Raw genomic sequence first — 21777 nt, 5'->3', positions numbered from 1 at the left:
AAATTGAAGCATGAACAAGTTTTTATTTTCTTGCCAGAAGCGGTGTCTTAAATACATCGTCATGGCTCTGCTGCTTTATCCGTTGTCTGCACTTGCTGCGCAAGGACAGATTGTGGTTAAAGGTCAGTCTCTCACCATTCCTCAAGCCATCCGGCTTATAGAGAAAAGTAGTACATATACTTTCTTCTACAACGCTAATGATTTGAAAAACACAAATCTCAAGAGTATCGATTGTAAAGGTTCCATCAACGACGTCCTGAACGAAGTATTTAAAGGGAGCAATATCAGTTATGTCATTAAAGGTAATGAGGTTATTCTTAAAGTAGAGAAAACGGAAAGCACACAACAAAAAAAAGCCAAAATTATCGGTGTGGTAACAGATTCTAAAACCGGTGAACCTATCATTGGAGCAACTGTACAGCTACTGGGTACTACTACAGGCGTTATTACCGATGTGGATGGTAAGTTTGAACTTGCGGCAACTCCTAAAAATGAAATACAAATTTCATATATAGGATATGTTACCAAGAAAGTGAAAGTAGGTAGCCAAAAGGTTATTTCGGTCACCCTATCCGAAGATGCCCAGCAGTTGGATGAAGTGGTGGTGACAGCGTTTGGTACAGGACAAAAGAAGGAGACTATCACCGGGTCTATTCAGTCCGTACGTCCTTCAGACCTTTTGGTGCCTTCCGCCAATCTTTCTTCTTCATTTGCCGGACGCCTGTCAGGTGTGATTGCTTATCAGCGTAGTGGTGAGCCCGGTCAGAATTCTGCCGATTTTTTTATTCGTGGTGTTGCGACGATGAATGGGGCGACTTCTCCTTTGATTATTTTAGACGGAGTTGAAGTGTCTAAAGCAGACCTGAATTCGTTGGATCCTGAAGTAATAGAAAGTTTCTCTGTATTGAAGGATGCTACGGCATCGGCGATGTATGGTACTCGTGGAGCCAACGGTGTACTTATTATTAAAACCAAATCGGGTAGTGATCTTGAAAGGCCGATCATTGGCGTGCGTATAGAAGGATATGTGAATACTCCGATCAAGAAACCGGAGATCGTTGACGGACCTACATATATGCGTTTGTACAACGAAGCGGTTACCAATCAGGGAACAGGAGCCGTACTTTATTCTGATGAAAGAATTAACGGTACAATCAATAATCTGAACCCCTATATCTATCCTAATGTAGACTGGTATAAAGAAGTCTTCAAAGATGCAACATTCAATCAAAAGGCGAATTTTAATGTACGTGGGGGTACTTCTAAAATCACTTATTTTATGAATGTCAATATGAACCATGAAACCGGTATGTTGAAGGATCGTTCCAGTGATTTCTTCTCTTATAAAAACAATATAGACTATATGAAATATGCGTTTCAGAACAACGTGGATTTTCATCTGTCAAAGTCTTCTACTATTTCGCTGCATCTGAATGTGCAGTTGAATGACATGCATGGCCCTTTGACTACAAAGGACGGAAATGGAGTAGGAGATATATTCAGTGCTATTATGGGAACCAATCCTGTTGATTTCCCGGTTATGTTTCCGCAAGGATCGGATACATGGTACCATTGGGGAGGTATTCTTGCAGGTAACTATCAACCGCTCAACCCGGTAGCCCTTTCAAGTGCAGGATATAAAGATACATTCGAGAGCACGGTAGTGGCCAATGTGAATTGGGACCAGAAACTGGATTTTATTACGAAAGGTTTGAGCTTCAGGGCTTTGGTCTCATTTAAAAATTGGAGCTACAATCAGAAGTTCCGTCTGCAGGGATACAATAGTTACCAGCTTTCCGACTATAAACAAAATGAAGACGGTTCCTATGATTTTACCAATACACCTATCGGTGAACCGAGCAATCATACGATGGATGCTTTCTTTGGTACTAACGGCGACCGCAGGTTTTACATTCAGGGATATCTTAATTACGAACGTTCCTTCGGTTCACACAATGTAAGCGGTATGCTGCTTTATAACCAGGATGATTATAATACAAATGTAAACAGCAGTCTTATTGGCTCACTTCCCAAACGTAAGATGGGCGTTGCCGCACGTTTGTCATATGATTACGATCACCGTTACATGCTTGAAGTAAATGCCGGATACAATGGTTCCGAAAGTTTTGCCAGAGGACATCGTTGGGGATTGTTTCCATCCATATCGTTGGGATGGAATATCAGTGAAGAGAAATTCTGGAAATCTATTAAACCGGTTATTTCCAATTTCAAAGTCCGTGGTTCGTATGGCTTGGTAGGTAATGACCAGATTGGTAGTGATCGTTTTGCTTATCTGGCAATTGTGAATCTGAACAGCAGCCCGTCTTATACAACCGGATATGGCGGGAGTACAACTTCATTATCGGGTCCTACCTATAATCGTTTCCAGAATAACGAACTTACATGGGAAGTGGGACATAAACTGAATGTGGGTGCCGATTTGCAGTTTTTCAATTCATTAAATATTACTGTCGACGGATTCAGGGAGATCAGGGATAACATTTTCCAACAGAAAAATTCGATACCGAATTACTTGGGGACTGCCAATACTAAAATCTACGGTAACTTTGCTAAAGTGAAGAATACGGGATTTGATCTTGCTTTGGACTACGGAAAACAGGTGAACCGGGACCTCTCTATCCAGATGAAAGGAACATTCACCTATGCGCACAATGAAGTTTTGAAATACGATGAAGCGGCAGGACTTCGTCCGGCATTGTCGCAGGTTGGAAAGAGCTTGAACTCGATTTGGGGATATGTAGCAGACGGGCTGTATATTGATCAGGCTGATATTGCCAATAATCCTCAGTCGACTATCGGCAATATTGCCATTGCGCCGGGAGATGTGAAATATGTGGACCAGCCGGATGCTAACGGAAATTATGATGGGAAAATAACATCGGATGACAGAGTGGTATTGGGGTATCCCACAATTCCGGAGATAATATACGGATTCGGCCCTTCTGTTACGTGGAAGAATTGGGACTTCTCTTTCTTCTTCCAGGGACAAACCCATGTGTCACTGATGATGAGTGGTTTCGAACCGTTTGGAACACAGAGTAAAAGTAATGTCCTGAAGTGGATTGCTGATGACCATTGGAGCAAAGATAACCAGAATCCGAATGCAAAGTATCCAAGGTTGACACAATATAATAATAACAACAATACTGCATCATCTTCCTATTGGCTGCGCGATGCTTCATTCCTGAAATTGCGGAATGCGGAAATTGGCTATCGTTTCAAATGGGCAAGAATCTATGTGAATGGAAGTAACCTGCTGACCTTTTCTCCATTTAAGTTGTGGGATCCCGAAATGGGTGGAGGTGCCGGTATGAAATATCCGACACAGCGTACATATAATGTTGGTATTCAATTAACTTTTAAATAATAAATACTTATGAAGATAATATATAAACTCCTGTTCCTGCTTTTCCTGATGCTGGGATATAGTTCATGTGATTTCCTGAATATCGTTCCTGATGAAATAACGACCGAGGAAGATGCATTTAAAGATCGGAATGCAGCAAAGAATTTTGTTTATTCTTGTTATGGTTATCTGCCTCAGAGCAATGTGGCGTCGGCAAGTCTTGATTTGCTGACGGGAGATGAAGTGATTACAGCTTTTGAACATGAAACGTTTGCCAGTTTTCCGAAAGGAAACTATACGGCTTCGTCGCCGGTGATTTCTTATTGGAACACATTCTTTCAGGGATTGCGCCAATGTTACCTGTTTTTAGAGAATGTCGACAAGGTACCCGATCTGACTGAAAGTGTGAAGGCTGATTATATTGCACAGGTTAAATTCCTGATTGCTTATTATCATTATCAATTGGCACGTTGCTACGGACCTATTATCCTGATTAAAGAACTGCCGAATGTAAATGCTTCGCAGGCAGAATATTTGCCTCGGACTCCCTATGACGAATGTGTAGAGTGGATATGCAATCTGTTGGATGAAGCTGCAGCTTCATTGCCTGCCATACGTACCAATAAAGAAGATTACGGACTGGCAACCAGTGTGGGAGCAAAAGCGGTGAAAGCTAAGATGTTGTTGTATGCAGCTTCTCCGTTGTTCAACGGAAACTCGGCATTCTACAGTAACTTTGCGGACAAATCGGGCAACATGTTAATGCCTGTTACTTACGATCCCAACAAATGGGTAAAAGCGAGAACAGCCATAAAAGAGGCGATTGACCTTGCCGAGCAGAATGGGCATGCTTTGTATACGAAGCAAGACTATAAGATAGGTAATGAGGATGCGAACCCTTATCCGGCAGCCGGCCCCGTAAGATGTCTACGTACCAGTTTGGTCGATTGGGACTCTCGTAATCCGGAAGTACTGCTTGCAGAAACCCGTAGCGAAGGTTCATACGGTATACAGAATAAGTCATTGCCGTTTGTGACTGATGGCTGGGCATGGAATGGTATCGGTCCGACATGGACTATGTTGAATCGTTTCTATACCAAGAACGGTTTGCCTTGGGATGAAGATCCGGAGTATAAAGATAAAGACAAATTGAAGATTGTAAATGTGGATGCTGACCATGCTGATGAGGCCCATGAAGGTAGTAAAACGCTTCTGTTCAATCTGGAACGTGAACCTCGTTTTTATGCTTGGGTAGCTTTTCAGGGAGGATATTACGAAGTAATGAACGGGTCGACTAATCCCGCTTATGTGATGAGTAACGGAAAAAAAGACAATTCGGACAGCAGATTAATATGTGATTTTGTTTTGGGAGGTAACTGTAGCCGTGGTACTGCGACCGTACAACGTCCCGGAAATTATACTCCAAGTGGTTATCTGAATAAAAAAGGAGTCGACCCCAGTACGGTTGTATCTACCAATTCGACCAATCTGAATACATATCCTTGGCCTATTATCCGTCTTGCAGACCTCTATCTGGCATATGCCGAAGCGTGTGTGGAAACCAACGATCTGGAAACTGCCAAACAATACTTGAATAAAGTAAGAGAGCGTGCCGGTATCCCCACGGTAGAAAATGCATGGAGTGGCGTTGCTGCATTGGATCAGACGAAGCTCCGTCAGATTGTTCGTCAGGAAAGAATGAACGAACTCTATCTTGAGAATCAGAATTTCTGGGATATGCGTCGCTGGTTGCTGGCAGAGCAATATTTTGGAACTAAAGCCAAGGGATTGAATATCGCCGCCACCACTATTGAAGATTTTGCGGCAATTAAGACGATTGACTTTGAACGTAAGTTTGAGGCACCGACTCAATATCTGCTGCCGATACCTTCTGACGACATTAATAGAAATGAAAAATTAGTAAACAATCCGGGTTATTAATCTTTATAAAGAGAATTGAAGATGAAAAAAATACTGCTTGGCCTATGTGCGATACTGGGCCTGATAAATATGACAGGGTGCTCCAGTGACGAGAAGTACCCCATGCCGACCACTATAGACCAGAATTCACTGTCGGCTGAAGCCAAAGCCGGGGCTATAAAACTGAAATGGACAGTGCCGGCTGATTCCAATTATTATTATGTGAAAGTGACTTATACGTTGCCGGAAGACGGAAAGAAATGCCTGAGACTTGCGAGTGTGAAGAGCGATACCATGCTGGTGGATAACTTGTTGCACCGCTATGGCGACATTGACTTTACACTGCAACCATGCAACCGTGCGGGGGAAGGATCACAGAGTTGCAGTATAACAGCACGGGCCTTGCCTGCCCCGAAGCAGATTAAAACAGACCGGAGTGATGTGACTTTGTCCGCTAAACAGTTGTATACGGATGATCAGGAAAGCAGTGAAGGTCCTATCGCCAATCTGATAGATGGAAAGAACGACACTTATTTTCACATGTCATGGAGCAGTCCCACACCTTTCCCACATTACATTGTGGTTGACTTGGGTGAGGAGAATGCTTTGTCTACTTTCCTGTTCTCTTATGTTTGTCGTGATAATAACAATAAGGATAATCCCAAAGAGATGGATATTCTGGGAAGCAATACTTTTGATGGAAAGAATTACGATGAAAGCCAGACAACCCTGTTGGCGTCTTTAAGTGATTTGCCCAATACCAAGGCTGCATCTTACGAGTCGGATATTATAAAAGCGGGTGCGTCTTACCGTTATCTCTGGTTTAAGGTGAAATCGTCTACAAGCGGTTCCAATTGGATTGCGCTGGCCGAACTCGCCCTTTCTAAAGTAATTGTGAAAACCTATGATCCGGAAACCGGAGAGACTACCATTGAATAAAACAGGATTCAATAGGGACTAAATAAAGTAGCATGAGTCTGCGCAGCCGGTGGCTGTCGGCTTAATGCTAAATAGAAGAATCAAATAATTATCAAAAAGGAAATACAAATGACATTTTTTACCAGAACAAAATTTGTATTTCCTTTGTTTTATTTATCTTATGTTTAATTTATCCTAATAACATGAAGAAACATCTAATTTCAATGATTTTTGCAGCAATCATGCCCTTGTTGCTGTATGCTTGTTCTGCCGAAGAAGAGAAAATGGTAACATCGACCACCCTTGAGGTGGCGCAATCTGCAATTGACTTTAAAAGTGACGCAGGGACCCGTGACATTGCTATTGTCACCGATGCGGATAATTGGACGGCACGGTCTGATAAGGACTGGTGTTCGGTTGCTGTCAACGGAAGTACATTGACGGTGAATGTATCCGGATATGACGGGAAAGAGACCAGAGAGGCAGTGATCAGAGTGACTGCCGATGCATTGACGGAAACTGTTAACGTACGCCAATTGGGATCGGATCCTGCTATTCTGATATCCCAACAGACATTTACTGTTGAGGCCAGCGGAAGTGATATTGCGTTCGATGTAACTACAAACGTGCCGGTGACGATTACATTGCCGGAATGGGTCAAAGAAAAACCGGCGGATACGCGTGCATCCGAAATGGTGACTACAACACATAGATATATTGTCTTGGCCAATCCTGAAGACGGTGAACGCACTGGCAATATTACTGTAAAAGAGGTAGGCGGAGAGCTTGAGGCTCTGGTATCTGTTACTCAAAAAGGACTGGGAGAATATGAATCCGGAGATATGGAAGGTATTAAAGACGATATTAAGGTTCCGGTAGAATCGGGCGAGGCAAGTTCTTTCCAGGGAGGCTCGAATATCGATAAATCATTCGATGGAGATATGAGTACTATTTATCACTCTAATTGGAATAACGCAGGAGAGCATTATTTTCCTATCACGTTGACTTATAATTTCCCTGCGGGTTCGGATATGGATTATTTTATATATTATCCCCGTACTTCGGGACCGAATGGTAACTTCAAGGAAGTAGAGATCCGTGTGAAGTCAAATGCGAATACCAGAGGGGCCGATGAATGGAATACTGTAATGACTAAGAACTTTGGAGGTACCAATGCCGCAGTCCGTATTAATTTTCCGAAGGCACAAATCGGCGTCACATCCGTTCAGTTTATTGTAAAATCAGGTTCGGGAGACGGACAGGGATTTGCGGCCTGTGCCGAAATGGAATTTTATAAAAAGAATCCGGGAGCATTTGACCCGTTAACTCTTTTCACTGATGTAACTTGTTCTGAGCTGAAGCCCGGACTTACCGATGAAGAGATAGAAAACTGTCCTTATTCATTCTACAAGAACATAGCTTACTATATGAAGCAAGGTAAGTATCCGACAGAGTTCCGTATTCAAGATTATAAAGCGTGGCCCAATCCGGATGATCAGTCGAAAACACATAAGACCAGTCCCTACAGCCTGCGCGACAATCCTACGGGAATTTCGGTAAAAGACGGGGAACAGTTGATGGTCTTGGTCGGCGATACGCACGGGCAAATTATCAGTGCAGTGATTCAGAACCTTGACGTCCCCGGTGGTGACGGCTTCGGAGGTACCTTCTATCCGTTGTCTGAAGGAGCCAACAAGATTACGGCCCGGAATAAAGGATTGATGTATATTTTGTATCACACCCCTGACTATGAAACAGCTCAGCCTGTAAAGATACACATTGCTTCCGGACAGGTGAACGGGTATTTCGATGTAGCCAAACATCAGGCTTCCGATTGGAATAAATTGTTGAGCAATGCGGTCGATAAGTATTTTGATGTGGTGGGACATTATGCACATCTCACATTTCCTACCGAGCGCTTCCGTGCTCACACTCCGGACGGAAAAGCATTGATCGATGCTTATGATCAGATCGTGAATTCGGAGATGGAACTGATGGGGCTGTATAAGTATAATAAATTGTTTAAAAACCGCATGTATCTGCATGTGATGTATACCAGCTATATGTATGCCACCAGTTATCACACCGCGTACAATGACGGTACACTGGCGGAACTTTGTAATGTGGATAAACTGAAAACTTCTTCATGCTGGGGGCCTGCACATGAAATAGGGCATTGCAACCAGACACGTCCCGGATTGAAATGGCTGGGAACTACGGAAGTGACGAATAACATTATGTCGGAGTATATTCAGACTACGATTTTCGGGCAGCCTTCACGCCTGCAGACAGAAAATATGGGAGATGGTAGCCGGAACCGATATTCCAAAGCTTGGACCCAGATCATTGCGGCAGGTGCTCCTCACGGAAACTTTGGCAGTGACAGTGATGTTTTCTGCAAACTTGTTCCTTTCTGGCAACTGGAGCTTTATTTCGGCAAAGTGCTTGGGCAGACACCGCTTCAGCAGGCTGACAAAGGAGGATTCTATCCGGATGTATACGAATATATACGTACGCACGACAACCTGAAGACTGCCGGAGAGCAACAGACTGAGTTTGTGTATATCTGTAGTTTGATAGCTAAAGCCAATTTGCTGGATTTCTTCACGAAATGGGGATTCCTGACTCCGATAGATGTCACTCTGGACGATTATGGAGTTGGAAAACTTACTATCACTCAGTCCCGTATCGACGAGATAAAGAAGCGTGTAGAGGCTTTGGGATATCCGAAACCGGATGTTGCCTTAGAGTATATAACTGATAATTCGGTAGAACTCTATAAAACCAAACCCGGAATAATATCCGGAACAGCTACGCGAAGCGGTTCGACATTTACCATGACCAATTGGAAAAATGTGGTAGCTTATGAAGTAGTGGATGAAACGGGTAAAAAGGTTTGTATCTCCGATGGAGTATTAGCACCCTCAAATACTGCCACGTTTACCATGAAAACAGCCTGGAAGGACGGCTTTAAAGTGTATGCCGTCTCTGCTACAGGCGACAAGACAGTGGTGACGTTTTAAAGAGGAAGTAAGATATACCTTTAAGTAGCCGGGAAGGGCACAGAGTTCAGATCGTTGATTTTAGCTCTGTGCCCTTCGTTTGCTCTGTGGCATACCCGCAGAGAACAAAATCACCATTTTCTTTCATAATTCGGAAAAAAACACGAAATTTGCGACGCTTTTAAGTTCGAATTACTAACACCTTTAAATATAAGATAAAGAAAATGACTAAAAGTGCATTGCAAATTGCCAGGGCTGCTTACCAGCCCAAACTTCCGAAAGCGCTGAAAGGCTCAGTAAAAGCAGTTGAAGGCGCAGCTACACAATCTGTAGCCGACCAGGAAGCTATCCAGAAACTGTTCCCGAACACTTACGGAATGCCGTTGATTAAATTCGAAGAAGGTGAAGCTATCCAGCTTCCTGCCATGAATGTAGGTGTTATCCTTTCAGGAGGACAGGCTCCGGGCGGACATAACGTAATCTCTGGTCTGTTCGACGGTATCAAAACACTGAACAAAGACAATAAGCTGTACGGCTTTATCCTGGGTCCCGGCGGATTGGTTGACCATAACTATATGGAGCTGACTGCCGATATTATTGACGAATACCGCAACACTGGTGGTTTCGATATCATCGGCTCAGGACGTACTAAACTGGAAACTCCGGAACAATTCGAGAAGGGTCTGGAAATCATCAATAAGCTGGGTATCAAAGCACTGGTAATCATTGGTGGTGACGACTCCAATACAAATGCCTGTGTTCTGGCTGAATATTATGCTGCAAAGAATGCCGGTGTACAAGTGATCGGTTGCCCGAAAACTATTGACGGTGACTTGAAAAACGACATGATTGAAACTTCGTTCGGTTTTGATACTGCATGTAAAGTATACTCGGAAGTGATCGGTAACATCCAGCGCGACTGTAACTCAGCACGTAAATACTGGCACTTCATCAAACTGATGGGACGTTCGGCTTCTCACATCGCACTGGAATGTGCTTTACAGGTTCAGCCTAATGTATGTATCATTTCTGAAGAAGTAGAAGCAAAAGACATGTCATTGGATGATGTAGTGACTTACATTGCCAAGATCGTGGCTGACCGTGCTGCTCAGGGAAACAACTTCGGTACTGTGCTGATTCCTGAAGGTCTGGTTGAATTTATCCCGGCTATGAAACGTCTGATCGCTGAGTTGAACGATTTCCTGGCTGCTAACGCAGTTGAGTTCGCCAACATCAAACGTTCTCGTCAACGTGAATATATCATCAGCAAGCTGTCAAAAGAAAATGCTGACATCTATGCAAGCCTTCCCGAAGGTGTGGCACGTCAGCTTTCTCTGGACCGCGACCCGCACGGAAACGTACAGGTATCACTGATCGAAACAGAAAAATTGCTGTCTGAAATGGTTGGTACGAAACTGGCTCAGTGGAAAGAAGAAGGCAAATATGTAGGCAAGTTTGCTGCACAGCACCACTTCTTCGGTTACGAAGGACGTTGTGCTGCTCCGTCAAACTACGATGCCGACTACTGCTATTCACTGGGTTATACAGCTTCTATGCTGATTGCCAACGGTAAGACCGGTTACATGTCATCTGTACGCAACACAACTGCTCCTGCTGCCGAATGGATCGCAGGCGGTGTGCCTATCACGATGATGATGAACATGGAACGTCGTCACGGTGAAATGAAGCCGGTAATCCAGAAAGCATTGGTGAAACTGGATGGCAAACCGTTCCTGACATTTGCTGCCAAACGCGATCAGTGGGCGCTGACTACAGACTACGTTTATCCGGGTCCGATCCAGTACTTCGGTCCGACAGAAGTTTGCGACCAGCCGACTAAGACATTGCAGCTGGAACAGGCTAAGTAAGCTGTTCTCCGCATTACAATAACAGAAACCCATCGGGGCGGATTGATTCAATTCCCTTCGGTGGGTTTTTAGTTCATTTGAATATCCTTATTTATATGATGAAACGACTTTCTACTCTATGCCTGTTGGCGGCAGGTTTTTTCCTTTCGGGGCAGGCGCAGCAAGCCCGTCCGTTAGTGCTCGATTCGGTCTGTGCTCCCTTGAAAGTAGCTACTCCGCCTTCCGATGCTTATATCGGTCTGTCGCTTCTTGACAATGGTGAAGTAAGACATTACAACTATGGAGAACAGGCAGTGGCAGGAGCTGTTTATCTGTCGAGTACCGATCACGGTCTGACCTGGAAACGGGTAAACCGGGCTAAAGAGATGCCTTTTGCAGACCGTCAAAGCCCTGTGAGCAAAGAGTATATCCGTTTGGTAGATATGGGGGCGATGGGTGTTTATTGCATTCGTACTTCCGGTGGACTGGCAGGCGGACGTACCCTTACGAAAGTGGCCGATCGCAGTTCCATCATGATTAAACCACCCGTTTTTATCAAGAACGGCAAGCGTATTGTGGTGGCTGCCCATGGAGGCGTGACACCGAAAGGCTGTTATACTTACGTTTCCGATGATGACGGACTGACCTGGAAGTGCTCGAATACAGTCACTTCGCCCGACCATCGGGGAGGAGGCTTCCACAAAGGTATTCGTTGGAATCACGGTGCTGTGGAGCCTACTGTGGTTGAACTGAAAGACGGAACACTCTGGATGCTGATGCGTACTTCACAGGACCGGCATTATCAGGCTTTCTCGCAAGATGGCGGTCTGACATGGAGTGAATCGGAACCTTCGCCTTTTTACGGTACTATCACGATGCCCACCCTTGGCAGGTTGGCCGATGGTAGACTGTTACTTTTCTGGTGCAATACTACTCCTCTGCCTGAAAAAGAAGGGACGAATGGTGTCTGGGATGATGTTTTTACCAACCGCGACGTGACTCACGTAGCTGTGTCCGATGATGACGGCAAGACGTGGACAGGTTTTCGTGAACTTTATATGGACCCCATGCGCAATGACTCCGATTATGCTGTCAATGGCGGTGGAATCGACCGTGGTGTCCATCAGGCGCAGTTTGTAGAAGTAGCTCCGGGCAAGGTGCTGGCGTCCATCGGTCAACATCCCCTTCATCGTGCCATGATGATGTTCGACGTGAATTGGCTGTACGAGAAAAGCCGTTTTAATAATTTCAGCGATTCTCTTTCGCAATGGAGCACATTCAATTATATCGACGGCATTAAAGGTCATTGTGCCTATAACCGCATACAGGGGTGCCGGCTCGAATCCCATCCCGAGAAAGAGGGTTGTCAGGTGCTCCATTTGTCTTATCAGCCGGATGCCTCGCTGGTAGCAGATACACGTGGGGCAGTGTGGAACTTCCCGGCAATGAAGAAAGGGACGTTCACTGCCAGCCTGCGTATTCCGGAGGGAAGCCATTCGGTTTCATTGTTACTGAATGATCGCTGGATGAATCCTTCGGACACCGTGGCCCGCTATGAATCGATGTACGAACTTCCTCTGACCCGCAAGCAACTGGGAGTGAAAGATGACCGCTGGCATGAAGTTTCTTTGGAATGGGATTTGTCTCAGAAACGTCCGCAGGCACGTGTCCGGGTAGACGGACGGCTTCGGTCCCTGCGTCTTCCACTCAGAAACAAGTCGCAAAACGGAATTAGTTATGTTCACTTTATCGCTCCTCCAGCAGAGGCTGATCCGGGCATTTATCTGGAATGGGTCAGGGCGGAAGCTGATGGCACTATTTAGAAATGAATCCAACTCAAAATAAGAATACAATCAATGAAGTCTTCACGAACCACTTCTGTTTCTAATAAACCCGCTCCCCGTCGCCATACGTCGGTACGGAAGAGAAAAGCGAAAAAGAAAGCCTCCCGTACCATGCCTGTTTGGTTGCGCAATACCCTTGCGCTCGTTGTTGTCGGTCTGTTTTCTGTTGCTTTTTACTATTTCGTTATCCGTCCTTATTCCTATCGCTGGAAAGAATGCTACGGGCGGAAAGAGTATGGCGTTTGCATTCCTTGTGGTTATGAAGTGCATGGTATCGATATTTCCCATTATCAGGGAAACATCGACTGGGAGGAACTGAAACAGAATAAGGAGACTGATTTCCCGCTTCACTTTATTTTTATGAAGGCCACCGAAGGAGGCGACCATGGCGATGATACCTTCAAGCAAAACTTTGAACAGGCACGCCAGCATGGCTTTATCCGTGGGGCCTACCATTTCTTTACTCCCCGTACGGATGCCTTGAAGCAGGCTGACTTTTTTATCCGTACCGTAAAGCTCGATAGTGGCGATCTTCCCCCGGTGCTCGATGTGGAGCTGTCAGGCAAGAAATCTAAGAAGGAGTTGCAGCAGAGCATCAAGAAATGGCTCGACCGGGTGGAAGCGCATTATGGTGTGAAGCCTATCCTCTATACTTCATATAAATTCAAAACCCACTATCTGGACGATTCGCTTTTCAATGCCTATCCCTATTGGATTGCCCATTACTATGTCGACTCGGTGAAGTATCAGGGAAAATGGCATTTCTGGCAGCATACAGATATCGGAAGTGTGCCCGGTATTCACCATGATGTAGATTTGAATGTATTTAACGGTTCGCTCGAAGAGTTGCGTAAGATGACTATGAGGTGAACTTTACCCGCTTTGCCTGCGTTATATTCCTAAAAAAAGGAGATTCAGATGAATATAGCAATTAGCGGGGCCTCCGGTTTCATAGGCAAGCATCTTACAGAGTACCTTACGGAAAGGGGGCACCGGATAGTCCCTCTGGGGAGACCCATGTTTCGTGAAGGTACATCGGGACATTTAATTCAGGCCTTGTCGCATTGCGATGTAGTCATCAATCTGGCAGGAGCACCCATCAGTAAACGCTGGACGCCGGAGTATAAGAAAGAGCTTTATGACAGCCGTATCAAGGTGACGCATCGCATCATCCGGGCCATGGATGCGGTAAAGACAAAGCCGCGGTTAATGATTTCCGCCTCTGCCGTAGGATATTATCCGGAAGATGGGACGTTTGACGAATATACCAATACCCGCGGCAGCGGTTTCCTGGTGGAACTTTGCTACGCCTGGGAGAAAGAGGCTCGCCGTTGCCCTTCACAGACAAGGCTGGCTATCACCCGTTTTGGCATAGTGCTCTCACCCGATGGCGGGGCAATGGAGCAGATGTTGCGTCCGCTTCGGATAACACGGGTAGCCGGTGTGATTGCTCCGGGCACACAGCCTTTTCCCTGGATTGGAATCCAGGATCTTTGCCGTGCGATGGAGTTCATCATCAACCACGAAGTATTAAGCGGAGTGTTCAATCTGGTGGTTCCGCAACAGGTTTCACAATATGCGTTTACCCGGGCGATGGCAGCGCGCTATCATGCCTGGATGAAGGTGGTGATACCACGTTGGTTTTTTCGGATGCAATATGGTGAAGCGGCTTCCTTCTTAACGTCGGGGCAGAATGTGCGTCCCACACGCTTGCTCGAGGCAGGTTTCCGCTTTGATAAACCGACTATCGAAGCCTTTTTTGAGGGCACGGACCACAGTACGGTGGACGAACTGGATCTGCAACGTTATATGGGTACATGGTACGAGATAGCCCGTTTCGACCACCGCTTTGAGCGGGGACTGTCGGAGGTGACGGCAACTTACACATTGCTGCCCGACGGAACCGTTCGCGTAGAGAACCGGGGATGTAAGCATAAAAAGCCGTATGATGTCTGTAAAACAGCGGAAGGACGGGCAAAGGTTCCCGATTCGTCGCAACCGGGCAAACTGAAGGTATCCTTTTTTCTGTCCTTTTATTCAGACTATTATGTTTTGGAATTGGATCAGGAGGAGTATAATTATGTACTGATCGGCAGCAGTTCGGACAAGTATCTGTGGATATTGAGCCGTACGCCTATTCTGCCGGAAGAGATAAAGAAGAAATTACTGGATGCTGCCATCCGCAGGGGGTATGATGTGGATAAGTTGATCTGGGTGGAGCAGAGGGAGAAGAATTTAAAATAATCTATATTAACCTAAACAAAAAGGAGATTGGAAAATGGAAGAATATGAAGTAACTCACCGCCCGGAGCGGAATCGTTTTGAACTGGAAAAGAATGGAATGACTGCTTTTGTGGAGTATGAAGTGGAAGATGGAACGCTGGACATTATGCATACCATCGTTCCTCCCCCTCTGGAAGGAAAGGGGATTGCGGCAGCTCTGGTAGAAGCAACCTACAAATATGCTGCCGGACAAGGTCTGAAACCGAAAGCGACATGTTCGTATGCCGTAGCCTGGCTGAAGCGGCATCCGGTGGAATAAACGGTACCTCTTCCGATACAGCAGGAGATGTGTCAAAAGCCTTTTCACCAGAGGATTACACAGATTGCCACAGATTAGAATGTTAATCATCGATGACTTAAAATTCACTCTGTGTTACTCTGTGTCCTCTGTGGTGAGTTTCGACACATTCTCCTTTGTTTATGCGTCACAGATGTCTGTTTGAGTTATGTTTCATTGTTTCCATCTCTTCAGCATCGGGAAGAATTGCTTCATGTTCGCAATGGCCTCTTCCTTCGTCATTTTCACTTCCGAATCCTTGTTAAATTCGTCAACGAACTGTGCGCAATGGTTGATCATTTCGTCCATCGTGCAATCCACGGTGAAATGTCCGTCGGCATAACAATAGGTGCAGTATTCTTCGTTCTTGCTGCCATCTTTTTCTGTTCCCAATACTTCCGGGCTAAGCGGCATACCGCAGCTCTGGCAAAATTTCTGTTCCATTCTTTCTTTGTTTTTAATGAATTATTCAATAGGGATATATATTCTTGTCACATAGTCTTTCCTGTCCGTATCGGCAGCCGTTTCCATATCCAGCGCGGAATCATCCGCCAGAAAAAGACAATGACAGCATAGCGCCAGTCGATCACTGCCACTCGTTTCCGGTGGTGCAATGCCCGTACAATCTGCCGGGCTACCTTTTCCGGTTGCATCAATAGCGGATAACGTTTTCCGTCGTTCAGCAGGTCGGTAGACACAAAGCCCGGGCGGATGTCCGTAAAACAGATGTTCAGTTTTTGCATGCATGCCAACTGTTCCAGTGCGTCGATATAGGTGTTCTGAAAACGCTTTGTGGCAGAGTAGGCAGGTGCCACTCCCAATCCCTTTGTCCCCGCAACGGAACTGATCACAGCCAGTTGTCCGCCGCCGTGCTCACGGAAGTAATTGAAAGCAGTGTCCACCATACGGGTGAACCCTTCCACATTGGTACGGGTGGTTTCCAGTTCGATGTCCGGATTCAGCCCTATGTTCTGATAACCGATGCCGGAGCTCAGCAGAAACAGATCCATACCTCCGACTCGCCTGATCAGGTTACTCAATTTGGGGGCTGCATCCGGTTGGGTGACGTCCAGTGCGGCGACTTCTACGCGGTCCGGTGCGCTGCTCTGCAAAGCTTCGAGTGACGGAAGCCGGCGCCCTGCAATACCGAGGTGCCAGCCCTGTAGGAGAAGTTGTTTGGCTACTTCACGTCCAATGCCTGAAGTAGCTCCTATGATAACGGCTCGTTTCATATTTGAATTTACTTTTATGGTGTTCTGTTTCTTTGAGAAGAACGTTTTTTCCGTCCGGTGTGTTTATCCGTCCGGCGCTCTTTTGTGTACCATCGGGTCAGTTGTCCGCTAAGGATCCATCCTGCGAGTAGGAACACTGCCAGCATTGCGGGAGTCACCCAGATATGTTTTTCAATCAGGGCTTCGAACCATTCAGTGTTCCGTATCGGTATGAACCACAGGGCTGTCAGCCCGATGGCCGAGAATATTCGTATGAGTATCCGCCTGTCTTTTCTTCTTTCTTTCTCCGAAAATCCGGTTTCCGGGTTGAAGCTGCCGGGTGCCGGCACCTTGACGATGAGTGTAGTCAGCAGTACGATTACGCAGCCCGATGCCAGCATTATCTTCTCCAATGGTTTGCTGCCTTTTGCCGCGAACTTCACAAAAAGAAAGATCAGGGCAGCGATAACAATGCCTGTAATCCAGCAGGCGGTTTGGTCGGCGGCGGAAGATGCTGTGTATATCATTTCCTTACGAAAAGGTGAAATATAACTGGGTTTGCGGCAACAAAGATAATTAAATCTTTCTAAAATGCGACCTTCCGTTTTAAAATGCTGTTTTTATAAGGTTGGCAGAATAAAGGAGGGGAAATTGTAGCGGCGATAAAATGTCATTTTGTATATTCTATCACTCTCAGGCAGTCTTGGTTTCATGCCGGAGGATGTGGCGACTGAAAAAACGCTTGTAGGAGGATTAAGGTAAAGCAATATGATGGAGAATTTGGGATATTGTTGGAAAATTGTGTGATATATGTTTTTATGATCTTAGTAAATGATCTTTTTTGTGTGTGATTACTTTCTTTTAGTAGATTTGATTCGTGCGGCACGGTGGCTCTGATAGTTCGTAAACAGCCCATCTTACTCTTCTTTTTTACCCGTGCGGCGTTGCTCGTAGAGGAACGCACCGTCTCTTTGAAGCCAATGCACCGTCCGTTTGGGACTAACGCACCCTTTCTTTGCTGTCAACAAAGGCTCTGATAGAGTGGGGGACTGCATATATCTGCTTTTTATTGCATTTTTATGAGAGAATAAAGGCTTGTCCTTGCATGTTTTTTCATTATCTGTTGCTCCATCTCTCTATTTGTCTCTTTTTGTAAATGGAGGCTGTCGGCAGATAAGGGGTTTTACTGTCTTTTTGAAAGAAATCTATTGGAAATTCTTTCTTGGAGTGTTTGGCTTTTGAAGGACTTAATAGTTCTCTTTTAGCCAGATACCTAAAAATTGATCGTATATCTGGTATATTCCCAACTCCTGAGTGATGAAATCTTTTTCGAGCAGACCTTTCAGAGCCGATTGTACGGAGCTGGAAGAGGATAGCTTGTACTTCTTGATAAAAGCTGCCGAAGTAATAGCCTTCGCTTTTCCCTCTTTTGTGATGGCGATTAGTAACTCTTTCTGTTTTTCCGGTATGCGGAACAGTATTTCGGAATAGGTGAACTTGAACGAGTCGATGATTTGGCGGATGGCCTCCTCCACCATCTTCACTTCACAGGTTCCCTGTGCGGGAGTCATGTCGTAAAGTGTGTGGAGCACTTTCTGCATGTACCAGGTGATGCCGTCAAATCGTCGGTAGATGGTTTCAACCGTTTCATCGGTGATGCTTTTTCCTGCTTGGGCGAAGTGCAGTTGCGCGAAAGCAGTGTATTTTGCCAAAGGAATACTTTCAAGATGCATCATGGAAACACTCTGATAGAATGGGCGCGAGGGGGTGAGGAACATATTTCCCATGATGTGGCGCTGGCTTCCGGCAAAGATAAAATGGGCATTGCTGCAATGCTGGACATAGGTGCGCAAGGTTGCTTCTACATTATCCTCCGCATATCCGGCTATCTGCTGAAACTCGTCGATGGCTATCAGGCAGGGCTTGTCGGCATGGTTCAGGTAATGGAAAATTTCGTCCAGCGTTGTTGCCGGAGCTTGTATGTCTCCCAGTCCCAGACTCAGTGAAGGAGTGCCGTTGATGTCGAAAGATACGCTTGTATGCAATGATTTGACGCTTTTCCAGAAGAGTTGCAAAGCTTTCTTGCCGGAAGGTTTTAATTCTTCCAGAATCTCTTTGCTCAGTGCGAATACAAAGTCACGAAGTGATTTGGTGGCATATATATCTATAAAAAAGGTATAGTAGTCCTTCCGGATTTTCCTTTCGCGGAAGCAATGCTGAATCAATCCGGTTTTCCCCATTCTCCGGGTAGAGATCAGGGCGAGATTGTTTCCGTTGCTTACTTCCCGGATCAGGGTTTCGCTCTCTTTCTCCCGGTCGCAGAAATAATCGGAAGATACATATCCACTGGTTATAAAGGGGTTTCTGATGATAGTCATGGTTCGTTACTTTAATAAGCAAAGATAATTATTATAAAGTAATAATGCAATTATAATAATAATATTCTTCTCTGTGCCTGCTTATCCAAACAGATGCCTGATTGCTTCCCAAGGTGCATAAATCAGCATTCGGGGACCGGAGAAACGCATTACTTGTTTCATCCGTTCTCGCATGGCAGGTTTGTAGCAGTGTACGCTGCATTGCTTGCATGCTTTCTTTTTCTCCCCAAAAGGGCAGCGGTCCAGCCGGGCATGCGCATAGCGAAGCAACTCTTCGCATTGGGGGCAAAGCGTGACATTCTTTTCTTTTTTACGGCAGTAAAGACGGATCATCAGCTCTACCACTCTCTTTTCCTGATCAATACGGTTTTTGCTCAATTTTAATCTCTGTTAGAATTGACGCAAAAGTAACCAACATCTCCAAAAAACTGTATCTTTGCACCCCGAAAATTGAATATAATAATGAATATTAATAGTAAGGCTAAAGGATTTGTTTGCGGAGCTGTGGCTGCTGCTACTTACGGCATGAATCCGTTGTTTACACTGCCGCTCTATAAAGAAGGAATGTCGGTGGACTCTGTATTGTTCTATCGTTACGGGTTTGCCGTACTTATTTTGGGGATTCTGATGAAAGTGCAGGGACAGTCGTTTGCTCTGAAAAGGAACGAGATATTGCCTCTGGTTGCAGGCGGACTGCTTTTTTCTGCCTCTTCACTGCTGTTGTTTCTGAGCTATAAGCACATGGATGCAGGCATTGCTTCCACCATCTTATTTGTCTATCCGGTGATGGTGGCGCTTATCATGTTCCTGTTTTTCCATGAGAAAGTGTCGTTGCTGACCGTCTTTTGCATTCTGCTCGCCCTTTCCGGCATCGGACTGCTTTACAAAGGGGAGGGAGGCGAAACGCTGAGTCTGGTCGGCATGTTGCTCGTTATCCTTTCCTCACTGTCTTATGCTGTCTATATAGTCGGTGTCAACCATTCCACGCTGAAGTTGATGTCTACGGCCAAGCTGACTTTTTACGCGCTGTTGTTCGGTCTTTCCATTTATATAGTCCGCCTGAATTTCTGCGCGGATCTTCAGGCTGTTCCTTCGTTTCCTGCCTGGGGCAATATTCTTGCCATGGCTTTCTTGCCTACCGTCATATCATTGGTATGTACGGCTGTTTCCATTCATAGCATCGGCTCTACGCCTACTGCCATTCTGGGAGCATTGGAGCCGGTGACGGCACTTTTCTTCGGGGTGATGATTTTTGGCGAACGGCTGACTCCCAGATTAATGCTTGGCATTCTGATGATTCTGGTAGCGGTCATGTTTATTGTAGTGGGTAAGCCATTGATGACTTTTATCAAGGAAGAGTTAGCCCGGGGAATGAAGAAAAAACTGATAAGATAAGGAATCCTGAAAAGCTTATAGCCGTTATACATGACTACATTTCACTCTATCGACGAGTTGCTGAAGATGATGAGCCGAGAACAGCTCCTGCTGAAACAGATGTTCAGCAAGCGGAAACAGCAATCCTTCCGGCGGGAATATGCACTGGAACTGACAGAATATAAACTACAACGTATACAGAGCCTGATCGATCACGGAGTGCTTCGTGAGAATGGTTCGTTTCTTGAGATGGAGGATATTTATCTGCATTTCTTCGAGCAGGTACTCGAAGTGAATGAAGAGATCAACACTTCGTTTGTCAACGAGCATATCAGTTATCTCAAAGATACTATCTCCTATTATCAGCAAGAAAACCACGAGAAACGGAAAACGACCTATCTGCGTACCATCAAGCGGATATTACGTAATATCGCCCTGACTACCTTGCGCAATGTGATCGACCTGAAGCGTAACATCGACAGCACTTTCAAGAATGAGCCGAACTATCAGATCAAGAAGAAAAAACTGGTTCGCCTGGACGAGAAACGGCGGGATATCGAGGCATTGATAAAAGTGAGCGAGGAGCTTCTTGCCAATGAAGAAGACCGCTTCTTCCGGCGGATACCGGACGAGGAACTGGGGATTGTGGTGGCAAACGTACGAATACAGCTCAATGAATGTTTCCACAACCTGATCGAGATACAAAAGCAGATTATCAGCTATCTGAACAAAATAGAGTATCAGAACAAGATCCGGGTTAAGATCCGGCAGCTGAAATACCTGAAAGATCAGTTCGAACTGGAGGAACGAACCAATATCTGCGAGGTGTTGATGCAGAAAGACAGTGTCTGGTTCGAACCTGCACCGGCTTATCCGTTACGTCTCTCCGTAGAATATCTTCGTAATGATGATGAAGTGTTGGAGAGCATCCGTAAAGTGATAACCATGATCGGCAAGCGTGCCATCCTGACCCGGAATGTGGCCGGCAGCATTGCCGAAGACTCTCTTGAGACCCATATATCGGAAGAGGCTTATATCAATCTGGAGGAAGTGAAGAAGCGGTTTATGCAGGCTGAAGAAGATTTGTTTTCGTTTGTGACTGCCTATCCTTTCGCACAAGAGGTTTCTTTTGATGAGCGGATAACGTTCTACTGCCAGATTGTATCCCAGTTTTACGAAGAACTCCGTATCACCGGTGATTATGGCAGAATGGGTGGGGTGGAATATGCACTGATTTATTCGGAAAGGACAGGCGAAATAGTTTAGAAACGAATACAACTCACCACAGATTACACGGATTCTCACAGATTAATAATTTATTTTATTGAGAGTTAAATTAAAAGATCTGTGTTAATC

17 protein-coding genes are annotated in these 21777 nt (G+C 45.4%); 11 read left to right on the top strand and 6 right to left on the bottom strand.

The genetic code is table 11. The features are described 5' to 3' along the window. Positions 1–10: 10 nt before the first annotated feature. From R3O62_RS18725 to R3O62_RS18685, 9 genes are all read left to right on the top strand, one after another. Complete coding sequence (locus R3O62_RS18725; protein WP_317471643.1) at positions 11–3388, top strand: TonB-dependent receptor; 3378 nt, start codon at positions 11–13, stop codon at positions 3386–3388. 9 nt (positions 3389–3397) lie between these two features. Then, positions 3398–5308: a RagB/SusD family nutrient uptake outer membrane protein gene (locus tag R3O62_RS18720; RefSeq protein ID WP_005780152.1), complete on the top strand. Its 1911-nt coding sequence runs from the start codon at positions 3398–3400 to the stop codon at positions 5306–5308. A 21-nt stretch (positions 5309–5329) separates the two neighbouring features. Beyond that, positions 5330–6226: a discoidin domain-containing protein gene (locus tag R3O62_RS18715; RefSeq protein ID WP_005807335.1), complete on the top strand. Its 897-nt coding sequence runs from the start codon at positions 5330–5332 to the stop codon at positions 6224–6226. A gap of 182 nt (positions 6227–6408) precedes the next feature. Then, a complete protein-coding gene (locus R3O62_RS18710; RefSeq protein ID WP_317472789.1) occupies positions 6409–9228 on the top strand; it encodes a M60 family metallopeptidase in 2820 nt (939 codons plus the stop codon). A gap of 203 nt (positions 9229–9431) precedes the next feature. Next, the gene (locus tag R3O62_RS18705; RefSeq protein ID WP_005780146.1) at positions 9432–11075 is read left to right on the top strand and encodes a diphosphate--fructose-6-phosphate 1-phosphotransferase; all 1644 of its coding nucleotides are present in this window, start codon (positions 9432–9434) and stop codon (positions 11073–11075) included. Between the two features lie 98 nt (positions 11076–11173). After that, the gene (locus R3O62_RS18700) at positions 11174–12877 is read left to right on the top strand and encodes a sialidase family protein (RefSeq protein WP_032538075.1); all 1704 of its coding nucleotides are present in this window, start codon (positions 11174–11176) and stop codon (positions 12875–12877) included. 33 nt (positions 12878–12910) lie between these two features. After that, positions 12911–13768 carry a glycoside hydrolase family 25 protein gene (locus tag R3O62_RS18695; RefSeq protein WP_005780142.1) on the top strand — a complete coding sequence of 286 codons (858 nt, stop codon included), beginning with the start codon at positions 12911–12913 and terminating at the stop codon, positions 13766–13768. Between the two features lie 48 nt (positions 13769–13816). Further along, a complete protein-coding gene (locus R3O62_RS18690; RefSeq protein ID WP_317472788.1) occupies positions 13817–15142 on the top strand; it encodes a TIGR01777 family oxidoreductase in 1326 nt (441 codons plus the stop codon). Between the two features lie 34 nt (positions 15143–15176). Then, positions 15177–15440, top strand: a complete 264-nt coding sequence (locus R3O62_RS18685; protein WP_005780139.1) for a GNAT family N-acetyltransferase — start codon at positions 15177–15179, stop codon at positions 15438–15440. A gap of 192 nt (positions 15441–15632) precedes the next feature. Here the strand turns inward: R3O62_RS18685 and R3O62_RS18680 are convergent, their stop codons facing one another. The 6 genes from R3O62_RS18680 to R3O62_RS18655 all read right to left on the bottom strand — a co-directional run bounded on the left by R3O62_RS18680 (position 15633) and on the right by R3O62_RS18655 (position 19425). Next, the gene (locus tag R3O62_RS18680) at positions 15633–15902 is read right to left on the bottom strand and encodes a zinc ribbon domain-containing protein (protein WP_005807327.1); all 270 of its coding nucleotides are present in this window, start codon (positions 15900–15902) and stop codon (positions 15633–15635) included. A 47-nt stretch (positions 15903–15949) separates the two neighbouring features. Next, positions 15950–16690 carry an SDR family NAD(P)-dependent oxidoreductase gene (locus tag R3O62_RS18675; protein WP_005820920.1) on the bottom strand — a complete coding sequence of 247 codons (741 nt, stop codon included), beginning with the start codon at positions 16688–16690 and terminating at the stop codon, positions 15950–15952. Between the two features lie 14 nt (positions 16691–16704). Next, positions 16705–17196 carry an accessory gene regulator B family protein gene (locus R3O62_RS18670; RefSeq protein ID WP_317472787.1) on the bottom strand — a complete coding sequence of 164 codons (492 nt, stop codon included), beginning with the start codon at positions 17194–17196 and terminating at the stop codon, positions 16705–16707. Between the two features lie 390 nt (positions 17197–17586). After that, positions 17587–17724 carry a hypothetical protein gene (locus tag R3O62_RS18665; protein WP_005807324.1) on the bottom strand — a complete coding sequence of 46 codons (138 nt, stop codon included), beginning with the start codon at positions 17722–17724 and terminating at the stop codon, positions 17587–17589. Positions 17725–17916: 192 nt separating this feature from the next. Then, positions 17917–19047 carry an ATP-binding protein gene (locus R3O62_RS18660; protein WP_317472786.1) on the bottom strand — a complete coding sequence of 377 codons (1131 nt, stop codon included), beginning with the start codon at positions 19045–19047 and terminating at the stop codon, positions 17917–17919. 81 nt (positions 19048–19128) lie between these two features. Continuing rightward, positions 19129–19425, bottom strand: a complete 297-nt coding sequence (locus R3O62_RS18655; protein ID WP_005780129.1) for a nitrous oxide-stimulated promoter family protein — start codon at positions 19423–19425, stop codon at positions 19129–19131. 84 nt (positions 19426–19509) lie between these two features. On the opposite strand from R3O62_RS18655, the gene R3O62_RS18650 reads away from it, so the two are divergent. Both R3O62_RS18650 and R3O62_RS18645 read left to right on the top strand, forming a co-directional pair. Then, positions 19510–20442 carry a DMT family transporter gene (locus R3O62_RS18650; RefSeq protein ID WP_005807317.1) on the top strand — a complete coding sequence of 311 codons (933 nt, stop codon included), beginning with the start codon at positions 19510–19512 and terminating at the stop codon, positions 20440–20442. Positions 20443–20472: 30 nt separating this feature from the next. Further along, positions 20473–21687, top strand: a complete 1215-nt coding sequence (locus R3O62_RS18645; RefSeq protein WP_005820913.1) for a hypothetical protein — start codon at positions 20473–20475, stop codon at positions 21685–21687. Positions 21688–21777 lie beyond the last annotated feature (90 nt).

This window comes from Bacteroides hominis (genome assembly GCF_033042785.2).
Classification (GTDB): domain Bacteria; phylum Bacteroidota; class Bacteroidia; order Bacteroidales; family Bacteroidaceae; genus Bacteroides; species Bacteroides hominis.
The sequence above is the reverse complement of the archived record's forward strand: the minus strand, read 5'-3'. Positions and strand labels throughout refer to the sequence as shown.

Coding starts and splice junctions, on each gene's coding strand:
- R3O62_RS18705 (WP_005780146.1), top strand. CDS start 9,432: ATGACTAAAAGTGCATTGCAAATTGCCAGGGCTGCTTACCAGCCCAAA.
- R3O62_RS18665 (WP_005807324.1), bottom strand. CDS start 17,724: ATGCAGTCCCCCACTCTATCAGAGCCTTTGTTGACAGCAAAGAAAGGG.
- R3O62_RS18720 (WP_005780152.1), top strand. CDS start 3,398: ATGAAGATAATATATAAACTCCTGTTCCTGCTTTTCCTGATGCTGGGA.
- R3O62_RS18685 (WP_005780139.1), top strand. CDS start 15,177: ATGGAAGAATATGAAGTAACTCACCGCCCGGAGCGGAATCGTTTTGAA.
- R3O62_RS18670 (WP_317472787.1), bottom strand. CDS start 17,196: ATGATATACACAGCATCTTCCGCCGCCGACCAAACCGCCTGCTGGATT.
- R3O62_RS18700 (WP_032538075.1), top strand. CDS start 11,174: ATGAAACGACTTTCTACTCTATGCCTGTTGGCGGCAGGTTTTTTCCTT.
- R3O62_RS18715 (WP_005807335.1), top strand. CDS start 5,330: ATGAAAAAAATACTGCTTGGCCTATGTGCGATACTGGGCCTGATAAAT.
- R3O62_RS18725 (WP_317471643.1), top strand. CDS start 11: ATGAACAAGTTTTTATTTTCTTGCCAGAAGCGGTGTCTTAAATACATC.
- R3O62_RS18645 (WP_005820913.1), top strand. CDS start 20,473: ATGACTACATTTCACTCTATCGACGAGTTGCTGAAGATGATGAGCCGA.
- R3O62_RS18710 (WP_317472789.1), top strand. CDS start 6,409: ATGAAGAAACATCTAATTTCAATGATTTTTGCAGCAATCATGCCCTTG.
- R3O62_RS18660 (WP_317472786.1), bottom strand. CDS start 19,047: ATGACTATCATCAGAAACCCCTTTATAACCAGTGGATATGTATCTTCC.
- R3O62_RS18675 (WP_005820920.1), bottom strand. CDS start 16,690: ATGAAACGAGCCGTTATCATAGGAGCTACTTCAGGCATTGGACGTGAA.
- R3O62_RS18680 (WP_005807327.1), bottom strand. CDS start 15,902: ATGGAACAGAAATTTTGCCAGAGCTGCGGTATGCCGCTTAGCCCGGAA.
- R3O62_RS18695 (WP_005780142.1), top strand. CDS start 12,911: ATGAAGTCTTCACGAACCACTTCTGTTTCTAATAAACCCGCTCCCCGT.
- R3O62_RS18650 (WP_005807317.1), top strand. CDS start 19,510: ATGAATATTAATAGTAAGGCTAAAGGATTTGTTTGCGGAGCTGTGGCT.
- R3O62_RS18690 (WP_317472788.1), top strand. CDS start 13,817: ATGAATATAGCAATTAGCGGGGCCTCCGGTTTCATAGGCAAGCATCTT.